The organism is Ruegeria sp. P8 (genome assembly GCF_056534665.1).
The window spans coordinates 1-19578 of sequence record NZ_JBQERC010000021.1; the positions used below are offsets into that span (position 1 = coordinate 1).

Sequence of the window (19578 nt, forward strand, 5' to 3'; positions counted from 1 at the left end):
CAGAGCCAATGATCCCAAACGCATGCTCAATACCATGCATCTGCAAAACCTTAACAAAGGCCTCTTCCGTCGTCATCTTCATAGGGGTGTTTCCTTATCTTCGGAACGCCAAAGCGTTGGTAAATTACAGTATTTCGTCTCGGAGGTAATAGCCGACATAGGCTATACGCTGACCCAGGCGGCGGAAGGGTGTCAGGATGCCATGGCTGGGCAGCGGGGACGTGAAGATCGGCAGGGCAAAGGCCTTGTCTTTCTTGCCCGCAATCAGCTGTGCCATACGACGCCCGGCCTGAGCCGAGTACATCACGCCGTTGCCACCATATCCCATCGCGTAGAACACGCGCTGTTCCGGGTCCGGCTGGAAGATACGCGGCATCATATCGTGGCTGACATCGACCCAGCCCCACCACGAATAGTCGAGGTTGATATCCGTCAGCGCCGGGAACTTTCGGGCGAGGCCCTTTTTCAGAAGCTCCAGGTGCTTTTCGTTCTCGGCGTCTCGTCCTGTTACCGCGCTGCGGCTGCCGATCTGCATCCGGTTGTCGGGCAACAAACGATAGTAGTGGCGCAAGGTGCGGGTGTCCGTCAGGGGTGATTTGGTCTGAATGCCACACTCATCCAGTTCGGCCTGGGTCAGCGGCCGTGTCACCATCGAGTTCGACAAGATAGGCATCAGGCGGTGCTTTGTGCGCGTGTTCAGACCCGGTGGGGTATAGCCCGCGGTTGCCAACGCCACGGTTTTGGCGCGGACGATGCCGCCCGGTGTGCGCAGGTGATGCACGCCGCTCTTCGTCTGCCATCCCATGACCGGGCTGCCAGTGTGAATTTTCACCCCCAGACGGCGTGCCATGTTGACATATCCGAACGCCAGTTTACCCGCATGGATACAGGTCCCGTCAGGTTCCCACATGGCACCTGCGGCCTCCATATCGCGCACGTGCTTTTCATGCAGCTCTTCCCGAGAGAGGATGCGCGAGCCATAGCCGAACACATCGTTGAGCAGCTTGCTCTCTTTCTTGAGGGACGGCATGACCTTGTCGCGATGCGCGATGTAGTAGTGGCCGCCTGGCTGGGGGTCGCAATCGATATCGTCGGTCGCAATCAGATCGTTGAACAGCTGAAACGCTTCAGTGACCTCGGCATGCATGCGCTTGGCCACGTCCGTTCCCCACCGTTCGATCCATTGCGACCGCTTGAGCCGCCCGGATGAGATCTGGGCCTGCCCGCCGTTGCGGGTGGAGCAGCCCCATGAGACGGTATTTGCTTCTAAAACAACGGCTTGAATGCCGTGTTCCTTGGCAAGATGGATGGCGGTGGACAGGCCGGTATACCCCGATCCGATCACCACCACATCTGCATCCATATCGCTGGACACAGGTCCATCATCGGCCGGAGGTGTTCCGGCCGTTCCAATCCAATACGTGGGCGCGTGGTCGCGATTGTGACCCGGACCCGCATCAATGATCGGGTCATATTTGGGGTCATAACTGGCCTTGGGCCAGTGACGCGGGATGCTGTTATCCACCATTCTTGTTTTTCTCCGAGGCTGCGCGCAGGGCGGCGGATCAGGCTTTGAACATCGGGCGAGCTTTGCGAAGCGCCTGTTTTACAATGATTTTACCGTCACGAACGGTGAACAGATCCGCACCTTCGGCTTCGATCCGCATTCCGTTTGCGTCGGTTCCCGAGAAGGTCCACTCGGATACGGCACGATCACCGTGGACAAAGTGGCTGTGATGATCCCAATGGGCGTCTTTCATGCCTGCCCAGACGCCCGAAAACGCGGCGGCGATGGCTTCGGCACCTTCAACCTTGTTGCCGTATTTCTCGTCACCGGCCACGGTGTAGAACACGCAGTCGTCGGCGAAGTGGGTCATCACGCCGTCGATGTCGTGGCGGTTGAACGCGTCGAACGTGTCCGCCAGGTCCTGCGTGGTCAAGGTTTTGTTCATTTTGTACTTCCTTGTCAGTGGGGTTGTTACATTTCGTCCGGGTTCGGAACGATCAGTGTCGGGATCCTGGAGCGCCGCAAAACGCGTTTTGCGACCGTGCCCAGGAAGGTGTGCGAAAAGCCGTGATCATGCGCTCCCAATACGATCAGGTCGCAACCCAGTTCGACCGAGCGGCGCAGGATCACTTCTGCCGGATGGCCGTCAGTCACCTCGACCGAGGTGACCTGATCGCGAATTTTCCCGTCGTCGCCGTCGAACTGCGCCCAGAACTTGGCTTGCCGCTCGGCCAGAACCTTGCGCACCATCTCGTGACGACGCTCAATGGCGGTCTTGCGGGTCTCTTCGTTCATAATGAAGATTTCCATCGTGATCTTGGCGTCGTCCGACAAGGGTTCATTCACGTGCAACACGTGAATCTCCGCCCCGGTGGCCTGCGCGATGCTTGCGGCATGGCGCATGGCGTGACCCGAGTTTTCGGACAGGTCGGTGGCAAACAGGATGTTGGAGACCATCTGTTTCATGTCGTCATCCTTTCAGATCAGTAGCCAAACAGCCGTGGAAGCCACAGCGACAGTTCAGGGAAGAAGGCGATAATGAAGATCGCCACCGTGTTTGCCGCCGCAAAAGGCAGCGCGCGCAACGAGATCTGTTCGATCGAGATGTTCGAGATACCCGATGCGATGAACAGGTTCTCGCCCAGCGGCGGGGTCTGGAACCCGATGCCCAGCGTACAGACCATCACCACGCCAAAGTGGATCGGATCGATACCAACCGAATACGCTACCGGCAGCATTACCGGAACAAGGATCAGGATGGTGGCCAGTGTTTCCATGAACATGCCGACGAACAGTAGGAAGAAGATGATCAGCGCCCAGATTACATAGAGGTTGTCGGTGAAGCTGAGCATCGAATCTGCGATGATCGCCGGGATCTGGTTTTCCACCAAAAGACGTCCGAACACCGTAGCGGTGAACAGGATCAGCAGGACGCGACCGGTCAGCCATGTGGTGGCTTCAAGCGACTGGAACAGCGACTGCCAGGTCAGTTCGCGATAGATGACTACCCCCACGAACAGGGTATAGAAGATCGCGACGATTGCAGCCTCGGTCGGGGTGAAGAAGCCGGTATAGATACCGCCCAGGATCACCAGCGGCGCCATCAAAGACCAGAACCCGCGATACATTTCGCAGCCCACATGGCGGATCGACCAGCCCTCGGCGACGCCTTTGTAGCCGCGCTTTTTCGACATGAAATAGTTCAGGATCAGCAGGCTTGTGGCGATCAGGAAGGCGGGTACGAACCCGGCAATGAACAGTTTCGAAATCGAAACCGACTGGAAGGTGCCGAATTTCTCGACCGCTTCGGGCGGCGGGGCCATACCGAGCGCGGCAATGCCGAAGATCACCATCGGGATGGAGGGAGGAATGATAATCCCGAGGCCGCCAGAGGACGCAGTGATCGCCGAGGCATAGCCGCGCTCATAGCCGCGGTCGATCATTGCCGGGATCATCAGCATCCCAACAGCCGCGGTTGTTGCCGGGCCCGAGCCCGAGATGGCACCAAAGAACAGACAGGCCATGACCGTTGCGGCCGAAATACCACCGGTAAAAGGACCGGCCAGACTTTCGGCAACGTTGATCAGGCGTTTTGAGATACCGGCAGCCTCCATCAGGGCCCCGGCAAGGATAAAGGCTGGCAGCGCCATCAGCGGGAACGAGCCCACGGATGTAAAGGCGATCTGCACGAATTTTATCGGGTTATCGCCCAGATAGAGAAACGAGATCAGCGACGCGACACCCAGCGCCACCGTGATCGGCGCGCCAATGAGCAGCAAGAACAGAAATGATCCAAACAGGACCGTGACGATTTCGGATTCCATGATTTAACCCCCTGCCCTTAGGATTTCTTTGCTGCTTCGGTCGCAGCTTTGATTTCGTCGAGGTCGATCTGATCGGGATCGTGAATGTCCTCGCCTTTGACAAGGCGTAGGTAATTCACCTGAATGATGCGGACGGTCATCAGCGCAAACGCGATGGGCAGCACCATGTAGATATACTTCATCTCGACACCCAGGGTCTGGGATTTCCAGAACTTGTTCATCTTGTTGAAGACAAAATCTGTCGCCAGATAGAGGAAGTAGACATTGAAGAAGAGCCAGAAGAGATCGGCGAAGGCTTCGATGTACTTGATCGCCCCCTCAGGCAGGAACTTGAACTGGAATGTCACGCGGTTATGCGCCCCTTTCAAGGCGGCGTAACTTGCGCCGAAATAGACGAACCATACGAACATGTAGACCGAGAGTTCTTCGATCCAGCTGACCGAAAAGCCGAAGACTTCGCGCGCGATGATCTGCACGAATAAAAGGCAGACAAAGCCGGATAAGAGTATCCGGCAGATGACACTTTCTATGTTGTCCAGAAATTTCCAGAACATGTGGTTTCACTCCTCCCTGAGATGAGAAGAGCGCCGTGGCGCTCTTCTCGGTATCGCTCTGCGGCGATTATTGCTGCACCGGCTCGCGGCCGATGGCTTCCAGAACGGTGTTCAGTTTTTCGACGCCACCGATGGAGTCGTAGAACTGGGGCCATACGGCACCGGTCGCCAGTTCGATGAACTCGGCTTCGTCGTTTTCGGGATCGATGATCTCCATGCCTTTGGCGGTCAGCTCTTCCTTGATGGCGGCCTCGGAATCCCGCAGGAATTGTGCGGATGCCAGGGTGGCTTCCTGTCCTGCTTCAAGGAGGATTGCCTGATCTTCTGCGGACAGGTCCTGGAAGACCGCTTCTGAAACGATCAGCGGTTCAATCGAGAAGATGTAGCGCAGGTTGGTGACGTGGTCCTGAACCTCGTAGAACTTCATCGCGTTGATGGTCAGGTAAGGGTTGTCCTGCCCGTCGACCACCTTGGTTTGCAGTCCGGTGAAGGTTTCCGACCAGGCCATTGGCGTCGGGTTGATGCCCCATGCCTTGTAGGTTTCGATCATGATCTCGTTCTTGGGAACGCGGATGACCAGATCCTGAAGGTCAGCAACCGATTTGACCGGTTTTTTCGAGTTGGTCAGGCGGCGGAAACCGGTATAGGTCCAGCCGATGATGCGTACTCCGGCATCACGGATGGTGTTTTCGACCAGTTCCTGACCGATTGGGCCCTGGGTCAGCTTTTCGGCATCTTCCAGGCTGAGGATCACGTAAGGCAGCGTGAAAACACCGACCGAAGGCGAGAACGGCGTGATGTTGTTGATCGCCAGCAGCGACATATCCAGCGTGCCGATCGCCGCCTCGTTCACGGTGTCCTGTTCGGACCCCAGCTGACCGTTCAGAAACAGCGTTGCGGTGTGGGCACCGCCCGATTTCTCTTCCAGCGCCTTGACGAAGGCGATGCCCAGAGCTTCCTGTGCGCTTCCTGCGCTATCGCCCACCGCGATCTTGAAGTTCTTCGCATCAGCCGTGCCCGCAACCATCAGTGCAGCAACGGAAACGGCGGCGCTGATGGTGCCAAGCTTTTTGATAAATGACATGGATGTCCTCCCATTTGTCGTGTTTCGAGGTGCGCGATGGCCTGGGGAGAAGGTGGCCAGTCCGATTCTGCCTCGGCCACAAGAGGCTATCTTGCCAACATGGTTTCGTCGTTGTTAATATTTGCGTGAAAGGTTTCACAAATGTCGAACTTATAATATGAGACAAAACCCACTGGCCACCCGCATCGGGGACACGGACATCCGCCTTCTTCGGGTTTTCAAAACCGTTGCGGAAAGCGGAGGGTTTTCAGCGGCGGAAAATGAGCTCAACATCGGGAAGTCAACAATCTCGAAACACATATCGGATCTGGAGCTGCGGCTGGACTTGAAGCTGTGCAACCGTGGCCCGGCGGGTTTTTCCCTGACTGAAGACGGCGAAAAAGTGCTGGCCGCGACAGAAGACCTGCTGATTTCGGTTTCTCAGTTCAGAACCGAAGTCAACGAGATCAAGCAGCAACTGGCAGGAAGTATCCGCGTGGCGTTGTTCGATCAGTGTACCACGAACCCAGAAGCGCGCCTTGCCCGCGCCATTCACAGGTTCAACGAAGCCGCCCCTGCCATCCAGATCGAGTTGTCGATCGAACCGCCCAACGTCATTGAGACCATGGTTATCAGCGGGCAGCTGGATGTCGGGATCATCGCCCTGCACCGCCCCTCGGCAAGCCTGCATTATGCGCCACTTTATGGGGAAAACATGTTTCTGTATTGCGGGCAGGACAATCCGTTGTTCAGCCAGTCCGCTGACACGCTGAGTTTGCGGGACATTCAGGCGTACAACTATGCGGGTCTGAACGTGAATTCGCCCAACCTGATCTATGGCCAGCAACTGGGGTTTCGGCGCGCTGCCAAAGTGCAAAACGAGCAGGCTCTTGCAATTCTTATTCTGTCAGGCAGCTATCTGGGCTTTCTTCCGGACCATCTGGCGCAGGAATTTGTCGAACAGGGGCTTATGAGGCAGGTGATGCCGCAGGAAATCAAATACAGAACGCGCTTTGCGGCGGTGACACGGAAACATCCGGATCCGACACGTGCGGCCAAGCTGTTTCTGGAAACCCTGCTGAGCGTTCATTCCGACGTGCCCTGAGCCCGGCCTCGCCGCCTGTTTGCGCGTGGCACCCCGCAAGAGAATTTGTTCACCGAAGGCATGCGCCAACCGGGTGCGCGCGGCCACGCTTGTCCTGTCCACTCGGGCGTAAGGCATGAGGAAAATGGGTCGAAAACGTCTGATTGAAAACAAGTTTGACTTGGCAATTCCAGTTTGATTTCAATCAGCAAAGACCATCACCTCTTGCCCCCAGACAACCGGAGAGCCGCATGTCATCCGACCCTGTTGCCGCCTTGCGCACTCAAACCGATCACGAGGCGCTATCATGAGCCGCGATGCCTTGCTGCAACCTTATCAGCTAAAGCACCTGACGCTGAAGAACCGGATCATGACGACCAGTCACGAACCCGCCTATCCCGAAGATGGGATGCCGACGGAACGTTATCGTGCCTATCACGAGGTGCGGGCCAAAGCGGGGGTTGCGATGACCATGACGGCGGGGTCGGCCGTTGTCAGCCGCGACAGCCCGCCTGCGTTCAACAATATCCTAGCTTACAAGGACGAGGTGGTCCGCTGGATGGCGGAGCTGACGGATGCCTGCCATGCCCATGGCTGTGCGGTGATGATCCAGCTGACCCATCTGGGGCGGCGCACGGGCTGGAACAAGGGTGACTGGCTGCCATCCCTGTCGCCGTCGCACGACCGGGAACCGGCGCACCGGGCCTTTGCCAAGAAGATGGAAGATTTCGACATCGCGCGGATTGTGACCGATTACGCCGATGCTGCCGAACGGATGCAGGCCGCCGGGCTGGATGGAATTGAATTGCAGGCCTATGGCCATCTGATCGATCAGTTCTGGTCGCCGATGACCAATCGGATGGACGCGCCTTTTGGGGGCAATCTGGACAACCGGTTGCGCTTTGGCTTCATGGTTCTGGATGCAATCCGCGACCGCGTCGGGCGCGATTTCATCATAGGGGTCCGTTACACCGCCGACGAGGTGGAAAAGGGCGGCATCACCGAAGCGGAAGGGCTGGAGATTGCCCGAAGGCTGCGTGACAGTGGTCAGGTCGATTTCCTGAACATTATTCGCGGGCGTATTCATACCGACCCGGCCATGACGGACGTGATCCCGGTTCAGGGCATGAAAAGCGCACCCCATCTGGATTTCGCCGGGCGCGTCCGGGCCGAGGTTGGGATGCCGACCTTTCACGCCGCGCGCATTCCCGATGTGGCAACGGCGCGGCATGCGGTGGCCTCGGGCCTGCTGGACATGGTCGGCATGACCCGCGCACATATGGCCGATCCGATGATCGTTGCCAAAATCCGGGCCGGACGGGAAGAGGACATCCGGCCTTGCGTTGGCGCCACCTACTGTCTTGACCGCATTTATCAGGCGGGTGAGGCGCTGTGCATCCACAACCCGGCCACCGGGCGCGAATTGTCGATGCCGCATGTGATCCCCGCCGCTGAAACGCGCCGCCGCGCGGTGATTGTGGGCGCAGGCCCCGGCGGGCTTGAGGCGGCGCGGGTCGCGGCCGAGCGCGGGCATGACGTCACCGTTCTTGAGGCCGCGCCCGAACCCGGCGGTCAGGTGCGGCTGACCGCGCAATCCCGACGCCGGGCCGAGATGATCGGGATCATCGACTGGCGCATGGCCCAATGCGCGGCGCGCGACGTTACATTTCGGTTCAACACCTTTGCGGACGCCGATGCTGTAACCGCGCTTGCGCCGGATATGGTGGTGATCGCAACCGGCGGGTTGCCCGAGGTGACGGTTCTGGAAACGGGCAACGATCTGGCGGTTACTGCCTGGGATATCCTGACCGGTGATGTGCGCCCCGGCGACAATGTCCTTATCTATGACGATGCGGGGGATCACCCGGCCCTGATGGCGGCTGAGGCTATCGCGCAGGCAGGGGGGCGGGTAGAAATCATGACCCGCGACCGCAGTTTTGCCCCCGAAATCATGGGGATGAACCTGGTGCCCTATATGCGGGCCCTGCAAAAGACCGGAGCCGTGTTTACAGTCGCCCGGACGCTGAAATCACTGGTGCGATCAGGCAACCAGCTGGAGGCAGCCATTGGAACGGATTACTCGGACCTGATAGAAAAGCGCCTGTATGATCAGGTGGTTGTCAATCAGGGTGTTTTGCCGCTGGATGATCTGTACTTCGACCTGAAACCGCTGTCGCGCAACCTGGGCGCCGTGGATTATGAAGCGCTGGTCGGCGGGTCCGGCCCCGTGTTTCCGCAATCTGTCCCAGAGGCCGGGTTTGATCTGTACCGGATCGGAGATGCCGTTTCATCACGTAACACGCATGCCGCCATTTATGATGCGCTGCGCTTGGGGCTTCGGTGGTGAGATCATTGAAGCACACCACAAGCAGCCTTTCACCTGACAGTCAGTCAAAGGACCGGACATGAGCAACACAGAGGTCATCGAAACCGTTTGGATTCCCATGCCGGACGGCGTAAAACTTGCGGCCCGGCTTTGGCTGCCCGGATCGGCGCGAACAACACCTGTTCCCTGTGTTCTGGAATACATCCCCTATCGCCGCCGGGATCGCACCCGGATGCGGGATGAAAGCATGCATCCGCATTTCGCCGCAGCAGGCTATGCGTCGATCCGGGTGGATATCCGCGGTTATGGCGACAGCGACGGGATTCCCGAAGACGAGTATTCGCATCAGGAGATTCAGGACGGGCACGACATCATCCAGTGGATTGCAGATCAGGACTGGTGCGACGGAAATGTCGGAATGTTCGGCAAAAGCTGGGGGGCGTATAACGCCTTTCAGGTGGCCGCGACCCGCCCACCAGCGCTGAAGGCGATTGCGCCGGTGATGGGAACGGATGACCGCTGGCGCGAGGATATTCACTTTTACGGCGGCTGTCTGGCCAATGACAATTTCTGGTGGGGCTCGATCATGCAGCTGTATAATGCCATGCCGCCCGACCCCGAGATCGTGGGCGCGGATCGCTGGATCGACATGTGGCGCGCACGGTTGGAGGGGGTCGAATTCTGGCCCGCCATGTGGCTGGAACATCAGACCCATGACGACATGTGGCGGCGCGGCTCGATCTGCGAAAACTATGCGGATGTCGATGTGCCGGTGTATTTCTTTGGCGGATGGATGGACCTGTATCGCGACACGCCGTTCCGCATCGCGGAACACCTGAGCGGGCCGGTCAAGATCCTGATGGGCCCCTGGGCGCATCTGTATCCGCAAGAAGGGGTGCCGGGGCCCCGGGTCGATTTCGTCGGCGAGGTAATCCGGTTCTGGGACCATTGGCTGAAAGGGATCGACACCGGCCTGATGAACGAGCCGCCCTTGCGGTTTTTCCTGCAAGACAGTGCCGCCCCGTCCGGGACACATGTGCACCGCGAGGGGCGGTGGATCGAGGAGCCGAGCTGGCCATCGCCAAATGTCAAGGACCAGCCCTTGTGGCTGAATGACGGAACCCTGGACGCCTCCGCCGGGTCGGGCGGGGAGATGGCGGTTTGTTCGCCACAGAATTTCGGGGCCGCAGCGGGCGACATGTGTTCTTTTGCAATACCCGGAGATATGGCAGCGGATTGCCGGATCGAGGCCGCAGGGGCGCTGCAATTCAAAGCAAAGCCCTTGGAAAAGCCCATAGATATTCTGGGCCAGCCCTCGGTTGACCTGACTGTTTCTGCCGATCGGACGCAGGGTTTCGTTGCGGCCCTGCTGGTGGATGAGGCCCCGGATGGCGCGCAGACATTGATTGCACGCGGGTTCTGCAATCTGACCCACCGGATCAGCGACACTGAACCGACACCGATCACACCCGGCGAAGACATGCACGTGACTGTCCCGCTTTATGGAACCGGTTATCGGGTGTTGGCGGGTCATCGCATCGTTCTGCAAATCGCGTCCGCCTATTGGCCGGTCCTGTGGCCAGCGCCCGAGCCGGTTACGCTGACGATCCGGCCCGGCACATCGCGGCTGATCCTGCCCGTGCGCAGCCAGCGAGATGACACGCCAGCCCCACGCCCCTTGCCCGAACCTCGGGGTCCCGACGTCGCCCCGCGGAAGACGAACGTTCGCTCCGGTTCGATGGAGCGTTCGGTCCACACCGATCTGACCAATGGCGAGGTGACACACAGGTATTTCCTTGACGGGGGTGTCTTTGGGCCGGTGGGCGATATTCGCCTCGACGATATCGGCACGGTGCTGAGCGATATGTCGGATCGACGCTATACCATCCAGCCGGATGATCCGTTGTCGGCAGTGGCCACAATGGAGCAAACCGCCGGTTTCGACCGCGAGGGGTGGTCCGCCAAGATCTGGACCTGTTCCGAACAAAGGGCGACTGCGACCGAATTTCACCTGACCGCTCGCCTAAAGGCGTGGTCGGGTGACGACCTGATCTTTGAGGAAGAACAGTCTTTTGTCATCCCCCGCAACGGGATGTAGGCGCAGAATGGTTTACAGACCTGCCGTCTTGTGATGCGTGGGCTGGTGTTCCCCTCGCGGGATCGAAATTGTTCAGGGCTCTCATCCGGGGGCAACGTGCATCTATCGGAACCTATCTTTGAGCGGGATTGCAAAACCCTGTAGCAATGACGAAAGAAAGCAGGACGAAGGAGAGTTGCCATGACGAGTTTTTTCGAAAACCTGCGCGCCCTGCGGCATGAGTTTCACCGCAACCCCGAGCTTGGCTTTCAGGAGGACTGGACCAAGGCCCGGATCGCCGATCACCTGAGAAGCCTTGGCATCGAAGTGCATGAGGGTGTCGGCGTTGTTGGTGTTCTACGAGCGGGCCATGGCAACCGGTCCATCGGTCTGCGCGCGGATTTCGACGCCCTGCCCATTACCGAGGCCAACAGCTTTGCCTACAAGTCTCAGAATCCGGGCGTGATGCATGCCTGCGGCCATGACGGCCATACGACGATGCTGCTGGGCGCGGCCGAGCTTTTGGCCGGGGATCAGGGCTTTGACGGCACCGTTGTCTTCCTGTTCCAGCCCAACGAGGAGCACGGGCTGGGCGCGCGGGCGATGATTGAGGAAGGCGTCCTGCGGGATTTTCCGATTGACGAAATCTATGGCGCGCACAATCTGCCGGGCGAACCCGTCGGGCGGGTTTCAACCCGCGCCGGTGTCATTTGTTGCAGCGAAAGCCTATTCGAGATCACCATCACCGGTCAGGGCGGCCATGCCTCGATGCCCCATGTCGGGCGCGAGACAATCACGCCCGCAGCAGAGCTTGTTCTGGCCTTGCAAACCATCGTTTCGCGAAAGCTTGCCCCATTGTCTGGCGCGGTCGTTTCCGTGACCGAGTTCATCACCGATGGGCAGCGCAACGTCCTGCCGGGTCGAACAGTGTTGAAAGGGGACGCACGGGCGATGTCCCCCGATGACCGCGCGCGGATTGAACACCATATGCGGCAGATCGCGGCGGGCGTGGCGGAAAGCCACGGTGTCGCGGTGACGGTGGAATTCCGGACCGAATTCATCGAGGCAATCAACGATACCGACGCCGCAACCCATGTGGTTTCAGCAGCAAAAACGCTGGGCCTTGAGGTTGACGGCGACCGGACCGCCATGTCGTTTTCCGAGGATTTCGCGGAATTTGCGGCTGCGGTTCCGGGGTGTTTTCTGCTGATCGGCAATGGAACCGAGGGGTCGAATGGCCGCCCCCTGCACGCGGACGATTATGATTTCAACGACGCGCTGCTGCCATTGGGGGCAAACCTGTGGGCCGAACTGGTGCGGCAACGTCTGCCAGTGACCACCTGACTGCGCAGGACGATCCGTGGATGTTTCGGATCGCTTCCTCTGGTCGCCTCAAACATTCGCCCACGGATGCCGGACTTTTCCAGAATGATCAGCGTGCCGCTTCGGTGGACACGCGTGCCGAACCCGACCATTCAGCACCGGATGCGCCGGTCAGGAACCCATCGCTTAGCCTTATATCGGGATCGTCCGTGCACAGGGCATGTTCCAGATCGCCCCGGTCAAGTTGACCATCCAGCCGCTGTCGGTAGAGCGCGCAGAGCCTTGGGAACCCCTGAGATTGCGGCGACAGGCGCAGGGCCGAGACGCCCGCGCTTTGCAGCAACTCGATCTGGTGATCCGTGCAGGCATAGCTGTCTGACAGGGTCTGCACGCCGTTCATGGCCATGAACGGCTGTCCATCGCCGGTCAGCACATCCAGCCCGTTGGGATCGTTTTCGCAGGCAAACTGGCAATTATCCTTGCTGCGCCCATGCAGGCGCGCATGGTAACACCGGCCGGAGATGGCCAGCGGCAGGCGACCGTGGCCCCAAACCTCGACCGCGACACCCAAACTGGCGGCGGCCTGTGCCAGAACCCTGACCGAGGCGATTGGCAGTTCCGGCGGCAGGCATATGCGACGCGCCCCGCGTGACGCCAGCCATGCAAATGTGCCTTCGTTATAGACATTGATCAGCGGTCCGACATCGAAATCGGTGTTTTCGGGCAGATGCGCCAGCGCGGTCAGGTCGTTGATCTCGACCGTGACCCCCAGATCCGCCAGATCGGCGGTCAGCTTGCGTTCACGCTTGAGCGTCACCAGTGCAAGACTGGTCAGCACAACCTGTTTGCCAGCCTCAACCAGCCGGGCAATCGCGTCGGGGATCCGGTCCTGATAGAACGGCAGGCGCTTGGAACAAACCAGCTCACCCAGCACGATGCGGTCGACGGGGGTTTGGGCCAGATCTTCGTAAAAGGATGTCCAGTTCTCGGCAGGCCAGAAAAACTGGTTGGGGCCAACGGTCAGTTCCATCGCGCTATCTCCAGGTTTTTTTGTAGGCGCCGGTTGTCATGGCCTGCCCTTCGGACAAACGGGCCAGCATCCCCTCGGGCAGAGGGCGTCCGGCCTCAAGCGCGTCGACAGCGGCACGGAAATTCCGAACCACCTGCGCGACGTAGGATTTCGAACGCTGGCGCCCTTCGATCTTCAGCGCGGTAACACCGGCCTTCTGCAATTGCGGGATCAGCCGTTCCGCGTTCAGGCTGACGGGGTCTTCGAACAGGTGGCCCGTCTTTTCACCTGCGGAAAAGCACCCTTTGCACAATGTCGGATAGGGTGCAGGCTGGTTTCGTTCGACCCGGTGGATCAGGTAGCCACCCAGACGGGTGTTCAACGCGCCCTGGTCGTTCTGGTATTCGACATGGCTGGCTGGCGAACAGACGCCATTCATGTTCGGAGACAGCCCGGTGGCATAAGAGGACAGCGAACAGCGACCTTCGGCCATCACACAGAGCCCGCCGAACACAAAAACCTCGGTCTCGACTTCTGTTTCGGCGTTGATGGCGGCGATTTCGGGAACCGACAGCACGCGCGGCAGGACTACGCGTTTGACGCCAAAAGTTTCGGCATAGAAGTTGATCACATCGGCATTTGCGGCTGCGGCCTGCACGGACAGGTGCCTGCGCAGCCCCGGATGATTGCACGCGGCATAATCCAGCAACCCAATATCGGCGAGGATCACGGCATCCACGCCGCAGGTTTCCGCATCGGCCACGGCGCGGTGCCAGATTGCTTCGTTGCCGGCGCGGGGAAACGTGTTGATCGCAACCAGCACCCTGGCCCCGTGGTCATGGGCAAAGGCAACGCCCGCGCGCATTTCGGCCCGGTCAAAGTTCAGACCGGGAAAGTTGCGCGCATTGGTTTCATCATTGAAGCCGCAATAGACCGTATGCGCCCCGGCCTTGACGGCTGCGCGCAAAGCGGCGGGCGTTCCTGCCGGGCAGACGATTTCCATTACCATAGTACAGCGTCTTCCGGTCGGGTCAGGTACAGGCCGGTTCGACGTTCCACCAACGCGATGAGCTGCTTGAGCGGGCGCGCAAGCGGGCCGGAGAGGGCTGCGGCCTCGTGCGCGAGGTCCAGTTCCGCGTCGTCGATTGCATTGCGCAGGGCCAGCGCTGCGGCCGTATCGCCCTCGATCACCAGATCACGTGAGAAGAACAGCGCATCGCCGTCAAACGCGCCGTGAACCAGCCCAAGAAGGGCCGCCAGAGGGCCGGAAATACGCGCAACCCCTGTCCCGCTGCGCCGGGTCAGTGTCACCTTTGGGGCACCGCCATTCGGATCAAGCAGCAGGGCAACAGGCAAATCCGTCGGATCAAGAACGAAAACTGATCTTCCGTATAGGCCAAGCCGTTGAAACATTTCCGGATTTTTCTTTGCGATCCGGCGCGTGAAGACCGTCAGCGACAGTGATAAGGGGCCAAGCGGCACTATCCGAAACATGGCCGCCAAAGCCGCCGGGCAGCGCGGTATCGGGTTCTGAGGAACGGGCAATAAGACCTCCTGCTGTCTCAACATTATGACCTTGGATGCCTTCCTAGGGCGATCGCGGCTGGGGTGACTTGACGGTTGTCAATTCGACCCCTCGCTTTCGTTGCTAGAGGGTGGACACCACCGTCGGAGCAGCCCCATTCGCACCCTGCCGCAATATCCCAGCCTTCGGCATTTTCTGAAATGGTGCGAGGACACCGGACAGTTCAGGCGCATCCCTGATCCGGTTTCCGTGCGCCACCAGATGACCGCTGTTCACCGCTCCGTGCTTGAGGCGGGCGGACCGGTTCTGCAATTTGACCAACCGACAGACGTGTCCACTGATCGGTTCGATACCCCCGTCGTCGTCAACCTGTTCGGAACGGCAGAGCGGGTTGCTGCCGGGCTGGGTGTCACACCCGACGGGCTGGACGATCTGGGCGCCTTTCTGGCCGCGCTGCGAGCCCCGACGCCGCCGGACGGGGTGCGGGACGCGCTGGCCAGATGGCCGATGCTGAAGGCGGCCCTGTCGACCCGGCCGAAACTGGTCAGAACTGCCCCGGTTCAAAGCGTCTGCCACAGCGGGGCGGATGTGGACCTGACAGCGCTGCCGGTCCAGACGCACTGGCCCAGTGATGTCGGGCCGCTGATCACATGGCCCGTGGTCCTTACCCGGCCCTACGGCAGCGATCCCAACGCGGCGCAAGGCTATAACGCGGGGGTTTACCGCATTCAGGTGCTGGACCGGAACCGTGTCATCATGCGCTGGCTGCCCCATCGCGGCGGCGCGGCGCATCACCGAAGCTGGGCGAGGTGCGCCGAAAAGATGCCCGTCGCCATTGTGCTGGGCGCAAACCCCGCGACGCTGTTGTCGGCGGCCTTGCCCTTGCCAGAGGCGGTATCCGAGCTGACATTTGCCGGTGCCCTGAACCAGAAGCGCCCACATCTGATCCCGGCCAGAACCATCCCCCTGCTGGTCCCTGCAGATGCCGAGATTGTTCTGGAAGGTTGGGTTTCACCAAGCGAAACCGCCCCCGAGGGGCCTTTTGGGGATCACACCGGCTATTACAACCCGGCTGAACCCTTTCCAGTGATGCGGGTCAGCGCTGTCACCCATCGGGACGCGCCGCTGTATCTTTCCACCTATACCGGGCGGCCACCGGACGAGCCGTCGATCATTGGCGAGGTGTTCAACCGTCTGGCCTTGCCGACCATCCGCGCGCAAATCCCCGAAATCCACGATCTTTGGCTGCCGCCCGCCGCCTGTTCCTATCGCATCGCAATCGTTGCCATCGACAAACGGTATCCGGGGCAGGCCCGGCGCGTGATGATGGCCCTGTGGGGAATGCTGCCGCAATTTAGCTATACGAAAATGATCATCGCGGTCGATGCCGATATCGACCCCCAAAACTGGGAGGATATTGCCTGGGCGCTTGCCACACGCATGGACCCGGGCAGGGATGTGATGGTACTGGACAGGACACCTATGGATTATCTGGATTTTGCATCGCCCGAACCCGGTCTGGCCGGAAAAATCGGCATCGACGCCACGACGAAACTGGGCAGTGAAACGCTGCGGGAATGGGGGACGGTGATGCGCACTGCGGATGGAGATCACGCCTTTGCGGAAGACCTTGTAAACCGATTGATGCCGGAGCTGAGAGCATGACAAACGCCCGTGTTGTTCTGGGGGTATCCGGTGCATCGGGCGCGGCGTTGGGCCTTGCCGTGGCCCGGTGTCTGGCGTCATCGGATATCGAGACCGATCTAGTGGTCAGCGCAGCCGGGATGCGGACCCTTGCGCAGGAATGCGGCCCGGACGCTTTGCCAAACCTGCGGCGGTTGGTGACACGGCATCACCCGAGCGCCGATATCGGTGCCAGCATTGCGTCCGGGTCGGTTCCGGTATCCGGCATGATCGTTGCGCCCTGTTCCATGCGAACGCTTGCCGCAATTGCGCATGGGCTGGACGATAACCTGCTGACGCGCGCCGCCAGTGTTCAGCTCAAGGAACGCAGGCCGTTGGTTTTACTGACACGCGAAGCACCGCTGACGCTGGCCCATTTGCGCAACATGACGGCGGCGGCAGAAATGGGGGCCATCATCCTGCCGCCGGTTCCAGCGTTTTATCTGAAGCCCGACACCCTGATGGATATCGTGTCCCAGATCGCTGCACGCGCGGTGGACTGCCTGCGCATTTGTGACCCGGTGGCGCAAGAGTGGCGCCCGCAATGCGCTGGTGGGTGAGTTCGGGCGCCTCCGGCGGGAGTATTTGGAAAAAGATGAAGTCGCCTGAAGGGCTGAGACGAGACATCTTTTGGAGCGTCTTATTGGCCTTGCCTGCCTGTAGACGGGTTTTGAGCGTTAACACCGCAGTCTGGCGCCTGTCGGGTCAAACGGCGCCTCGGCCAGTATGCGCGCCTTGTGTGGTTTGCCGATGACCTGAATGACCACCTCATCGCCCGGCTGTGCCGTGTTTGGGTTGCGGAACCCCAGCGCCAGCGATTTCCCGACCGAATAGCCGAACGCCCCCGACGTGACACGACCCACGGGCGCGCCGTCGGGGGTAAAGATCGGCTCACCCCCGGTTGCGTCGGCATCTTCGGTCACATCCAGTTCGAAGACGGACAGCACCTCGCGCGCGGGGTTGTCCTTGATGGACAGATAGGCGTTTTTGTGCAGGAAATCCTTGTCCAGCTTGATCAGGCCGGCCAGCCCGACCTCTTGCGGCCAGTATTCCTGAGAATACTCTCGACCCCACGAGCCATAGCCCTTTTCGATCCGCAGCGCCCCCAGCGCGCGCCCGCCCACCGGACCGCCACCACAGTCTTTGGCGGCCTCAAGCAGGGCGGTGTAGAGCGCCACCTGATCCCCCTCGGCGCAGTGCAGTTCCCAGCCCAGATCGCCGGTAAAGCTGACCCGGATGGCCACGCATTCGACACCAGCAACCGTGATTTTCTGCGACCGCATGAAGCGGAACGCCTCGTTCGACAGATCGGTATTGGTCAGGCGTGCCAGCGCTTCGCGTGACCTGGGGCCTGCTATGTTGAACCCTGCGATGCGGTCGGTGGCGACTTCAAGAGTTGTGCCCTGAGGCATTTCCACCATCTGAAAGAAGCGCTGATGATAGCGTTCGGCCATGCCCGACCCGATCATCATGTATTCATCCTCGGCCAGCTTGGTGATGGTGAAATCGCCCGCCACGCCACCGCGAACCGAGATCAGTGGCGTCAGACAGCTGCGCCCCACTTCGGTGGGCACCCGATTGGCCACCAGACGGTCCAGCCAGTCATGGGCACCGGGGCCCTTGATCATGTAATTGGCGAAGTTCGAAATGTCGATCACACCCACGCCGTCGCGCAGCATCTGCACCTCTCGGCCCACGGGCTTCCACCAGTTCTGGCGGGTAAAGCCGGTGGTCTCTTCCACCTCGGGCTCATCGGCGAACCAGAGCGGATGTTCCCAGCCGCAATTGAGGCCAAAGACGCAGCCCATCTGCTTCTGCATCTCATAGGCGGGGCGCACACGGGCCGGACGGCCTGCGCTGCGTTCCTCGTTGGGGAAATGGATCTTGAAGCGGTGGGTGTACGCATCCTGAACACGGGCCTTGGTGAATGCCTTGTCGGCCCAATCGCCAAACCGGGCCAGATCCCAGGCGAACATGTCATATTGCGGCTCGCCCTCGATCATCCATTGCGCCGCCAGCAGACCCAACCCCCCGGATTGCGAGAAACCGGGGATCAGGCCGCCGCAGAGGAAATAGTTCTTCAGCTCGGGCACCGGCCCCCACAGCATGTTGGCGTCGGGCGACCAGATCATCGGCCCGTTGATCACGCGTTTCACCCCGGCGGTCGCCGCAACCGGCACGCGTTCGGTGGCGCGGATCACGTTTTCCATGATCCGGTCCAGATCGTCGGGGAACAGATCATGGGCAAAATCCAGCGGCGTGCCGTCTTCGGCCCAGAATTTCATATCTTTCTCATAAGCTCCGATCAGAAGGCCGTTGCCCTCCTGCCGGAAGTAATATTCGCCGTCGCGGTCAGCGATCGAGGGCAGACGGCGCCCCAGGCTGGCCACTTCGTCGATGCTTTCGGTCACGAAATACTGATGCTCGGTCGGTTGCAGCGGCAGGGTCAGACCCGCCAGCGCCGCCACCTCGCGCCCCCAGAGACCGGCGGCGTTGACAACCCACTGGGTGTGAATGTCGCCTTTGGGCGTGCGCACGATCCAGCTGCCGTCGGGCTGTTGTTCGGTGCCTGTCACCGGGCAGAACCGTTCGATGGTGGCCCCCATGGCGCGGGCCCCGGCGGCATAGGCGTGCGGCACGCCCGACGGGTCGACATTGCCGCCTTCGGGTTCATACATGATGCAGCGGATGTCATCAAACTGCGCCAGCGGGTGCAGTTCCTTGGCTTCTTCACGGCTGACTTCGTAGAAGTTCAGACCATAAAACCGGGCTTTCGCCTCTTGCAGGCGCAGCTGGTGCTCACGCTCTTCGGTCTGAGCCAGATAGAGCGAGCCGGGCTGGAATACGCCGCAGCTTTGGCCGGTTTCCTGTTCCAGCTGTTTATACAGATTCATCGTATAGTGCTGGATGCGGGTGATGTTGTTGTTGTCGTGCAGCCCGTGGATATTCGCCGCTGCGTGCCAGGTCGAGCCGGAAGTCAACTCGTTCCGTTCCAGTAGGACAACGTCGGTCCAGCCAAGCTTGGCCAGATGGTACAGGATCGAACAGCCGGCAAGGCCCCCTCCGATCACGACAGCTTGTGCATGGGTTTTCATGAGTGCTT

General features: G+C 60.1%; 16 protein-coding genes. 6 read left to right on the forward strand and 10 right to left on the reverse strand.

Annotation, left to right across the window (positions count from 1 at the left end):
- Positions 1-124 precede the first annotated feature (124 nt).
- The 6 genes from ACR0BZ_RS17690 to ACR0BZ_RS17715 form a co-directional block, all read right to left on the reverse strand.
- Positions 125-1528 (reverse strand): NAD(P)/FAD-dependent oxidoreductase, encoded by a 1404-nt coding sequence (locus tag ACR0BZ_RS17690; RefSeq protein WP_480920892.1) that lies wholly within the window; start codon positions 1526-1528, stop codon positions 125-127.
- Between the two features lie 37 nt (positions 1529-1565).
- A complete protein-coding gene (locus tag ACR0BZ_RS17695; protein WP_480521060.1) occupies positions 1566-1952 on the reverse strand; it encodes a nuclear transport factor 2 family protein in 387 nt (128 codons plus the stop codon).
- A 26-nt stretch (positions 1953-1978) separates the two neighbouring features.
- Entirely contained in the window at positions 1979-2473 is a 495-nt protein-coding gene (locus ACR0BZ_RS17700) for a universal stress protein (RefSeq protein ID WP_480496051.1), read from the reverse strand.
- 17 nt (positions 2474-2490) lie between these two features.
- Positions 2491-3831, reverse strand: coding sequence for a TRAP transporter large permease (locus ACR0BZ_RS17705; RefSeq protein ID WP_480496053.1), 1341 nt, complete (start codon positions 3829-3831; stop codon positions 2491-2493).
- A gap of 17 nt (positions 3832-3848) precedes the next feature.
- Entirely contained in the window at positions 3849-4385 is a 537-nt protein-coding gene (locus tag ACR0BZ_RS17710; RefSeq protein ID WP_480496055.1) for a TRAP transporter small permease, read from the reverse strand.
- Positions 4386-4452: 67 nt separating this feature from the next.
- Positions 4453-5469: a TRAP transporter substrate-binding protein gene (locus ACR0BZ_RS17715; protein ID WP_267366014.1), complete on the reverse strand. Its 1017-nt coding sequence runs from the start codon at positions 5467-5469 to the stop codon at positions 4453-4455.
- A gap of 157 nt (positions 5470-5626) precedes the next feature.
- Between ACR0BZ_RS17715 and ACR0BZ_RS17720 the strand changes: the two genes are divergently transcribed.
- From ACR0BZ_RS17720 to ACR0BZ_RS17735, 4 genes are all read left to right on the forward strand, one after another.
- Positions 5627-6553 (forward strand): LysR family transcriptional regulator, encoded by a 927-nt coding sequence (locus ACR0BZ_RS17720; protein WP_480508719.1) that lies wholly within the window; start codon positions 5627-5629, stop codon positions 6551-6553.
- A 286-nt stretch (positions 6554-6839) separates the two neighbouring features.
- A complete protein-coding gene (locus tag ACR0BZ_RS17725; RefSeq protein ID WP_480898894.1) occupies positions 6840-8879 on the forward strand; it encodes an oxidoreductase in 2040 nt (679 codons plus the stop codon).
- A gap of 58 nt (positions 8880-8937) precedes the next feature.
- Entirely contained in the window at positions 8938-10956 is a 2019-nt protein-coding gene (locus tag ACR0BZ_RS17730) for a CocE/NonD family hydrolase (protein ID WP_480920893.1), read from the forward strand.
- A gap of 180 nt (positions 10957-11136) precedes the next feature.
- Positions 11137-12279 carry an amidohydrolase gene (locus tag ACR0BZ_RS17735; RefSeq protein WP_480920894.1) on the forward strand — a complete coding sequence of 381 codons (1143 nt, stop codon included), beginning with the start codon at positions 11137-11139 and terminating at the stop codon, positions 12277-12279.
- A gap of 88 nt (positions 12280-12367) precedes the next feature.
- Here ACR0BZ_RS17735 and ubiV read toward each other — a convergent pair whose 3' ends face one another.
- The 3 genes from ubiV to ubiT are packed head-to-tail and all read right to left on the reverse strand — an operon-like array spanning position 12368 to position 14812.
- Positions 12368-13288: a ubiquinone anaerobic biosynthesis protein UbiV gene (gene ubiV / locus ACR0BZ_RS17740; RefSeq protein WP_480920895.1), complete on the reverse strand. Its 921-nt coding sequence runs from the start codon at positions 13286-13288 to the stop codon at positions 12368-12370.
- Between the two features lie 4 nt (positions 13289-13292).
- A complete protein-coding gene (gene ubiU, locus ACR0BZ_RS17745) occupies positions 13293-14270 on the reverse strand; it encodes a ubiquinone anaerobic biosynthesis protein UbiU (protein ID WP_480833420.1) in 978 nt (325 codons plus the stop codon).
- Positions 14270-14812: a ubiquinone anaerobic biosynthesis accessory factor UbiT gene (ubiT, locus tag ACR0BZ_RS17750; RefSeq protein ID WP_480920896.1), complete on the reverse strand. Its 543-nt coding sequence runs from the start codon at positions 14810-14812 to the stop codon at positions 14270-14272. The genes ubiU and ubiT overlap by 1 nt, the downstream gene beginning before the upstream one ends.
- Before the next feature lie 136 nt (positions 14813-14948).
- On the opposite strand from ubiT, the gene ACR0BZ_RS17755 reads away from it, so the two are divergent.
- Entirely contained in the window at positions 14949-16457 is a 1509-nt protein-coding gene (locus tag ACR0BZ_RS17755) for a UbiD family decarboxylase (RefSeq protein ID WP_480920914.1), read from the forward strand.
- Positions 16454-17035, forward strand: coding sequence for a UbiX family flavin prenyltransferase (locus tag ACR0BZ_RS17760; protein ID WP_480920897.1), 582 nt, complete (start codon positions 16454-16456; stop codon positions 17033-17035). Before ACR0BZ_RS17755 ends, ACR0BZ_RS17760 begins: the two co-directional genes overlap by 4 nt.
- Before the next feature lie 117 nt (positions 17036-17152).
- Here ACR0BZ_RS17760 and ACR0BZ_RS17765 read toward each other — a convergent pair whose 3' ends face one another.
- Positions 17153-19570 (reverse strand): GcvT family protein, encoded by a 2418-nt coding sequence (locus ACR0BZ_RS17765; protein WP_480920898.1) that lies wholly within the window; start codon positions 19568-19570, stop codon positions 17153-17155.
- Positions 19571-19578: the final 8 nt, after the last annotated feature.

What these genes read in the sequence shown, in the direction of transcription:
- ACR0BZ_RS17765 (WP_480920898.1), bottom strand. Translation starts at nt 19,570, where the DNA reads ATGAAAACCCATGCACAAGCTGTCGTGATCGGAGGGGGCCTTGCCGGC.
- ACR0BZ_RS17735 (WP_480920894.1), top strand. Translation starts at nt 11,137, where the DNA reads ATGACGAGTTTTTTCGAAAACCTGCGCGCCCTGCGGCATGAGTTTCAC.
- ubiV (WP_480920895.1), bottom strand. Translation starts at nt 13,288, where the DNA reads ATGGAACTGACCGTTGGCCCCAACCAGTTTTTCTGGCCTGCCGAGAAC.
- ACR0BZ_RS17715 (WP_267366014.1), bottom strand. Translation starts at nt 5,469, where the DNA reads ATGTCATTTATCAAAAAGCTTGGCACCATCAGCGCCGCCGTTTCCGTT.
- ACR0BZ_RS17725 (WP_480898894.1), top strand. Translation starts at nt 6,840, where the DNA reads ATGAGCCGCGATGCCTTGCTGCAACCTTATCAGCTAAAGCACCTGACG.
- ACR0BZ_RS17730 (WP_480920893.1), top strand. Translation starts at nt 8,938, where the DNA reads ATGAGCAACACAGAGGTCATCGAAACCGTTTGGATTCCCATGCCGGAC.
- ACR0BZ_RS17710 (WP_480496055.1), bottom strand. Translation starts at nt 4,385, where the DNA reads ATGTTCTGGAAATTTCTGGACAACATAGAAAGTGTCATCTGCCGGATA.
- ACR0BZ_RS17700 (WP_480496051.1), bottom strand. Translation starts at nt 2,473, where the DNA reads ATGAAACAGATGGTCTCCAACATCCTGTTTGCCACCGACCTGTCCGAA.
- ACR0BZ_RS17690 (WP_480920892.1), bottom strand. Translation starts at nt 1,528, where the DNA reads ATGGTGGATAACAGCATCCCGCGTCACTGGCCCAAGGCCAGTTATGAC.
- ACR0BZ_RS17760 (WP_480920897.1), top strand. Translation starts at nt 16,454, where the DNA reads ATGACAAACGCCCGTGTTGTTCTGGGGGTATCCGGTGCATCGGGCGCG.
- ACR0BZ_RS17695 (WP_480521060.1), bottom strand. Translation starts at nt 1,952, where the DNA reads ATGAACAAAACCTTGACCACGCAGGACCTGGCGGACACGTTCGACGCG.
- ACR0BZ_RS17705 (WP_480496053.1), bottom strand. Translation starts at nt 3,831, where the DNA reads ATGGAATCCGAAATCGTCACGGTCCTGTTTGGATCATTTCTGTTCTTG.
- ubiU (WP_480833420.1), bottom strand. Translation starts at nt 14,270, where the DNA reads ATGGAAATCGTCTGCCCGGCAGGAACGCCCGCCGCTTTGCGCGCAGCC.
- ACR0BZ_RS17720 (WP_480508719.1), top strand. Translation starts at nt 5,627, where the DNA reads ATGAGACAAAACCCACTGGCCACCCGCATCGGGGACACGGACATCCGC.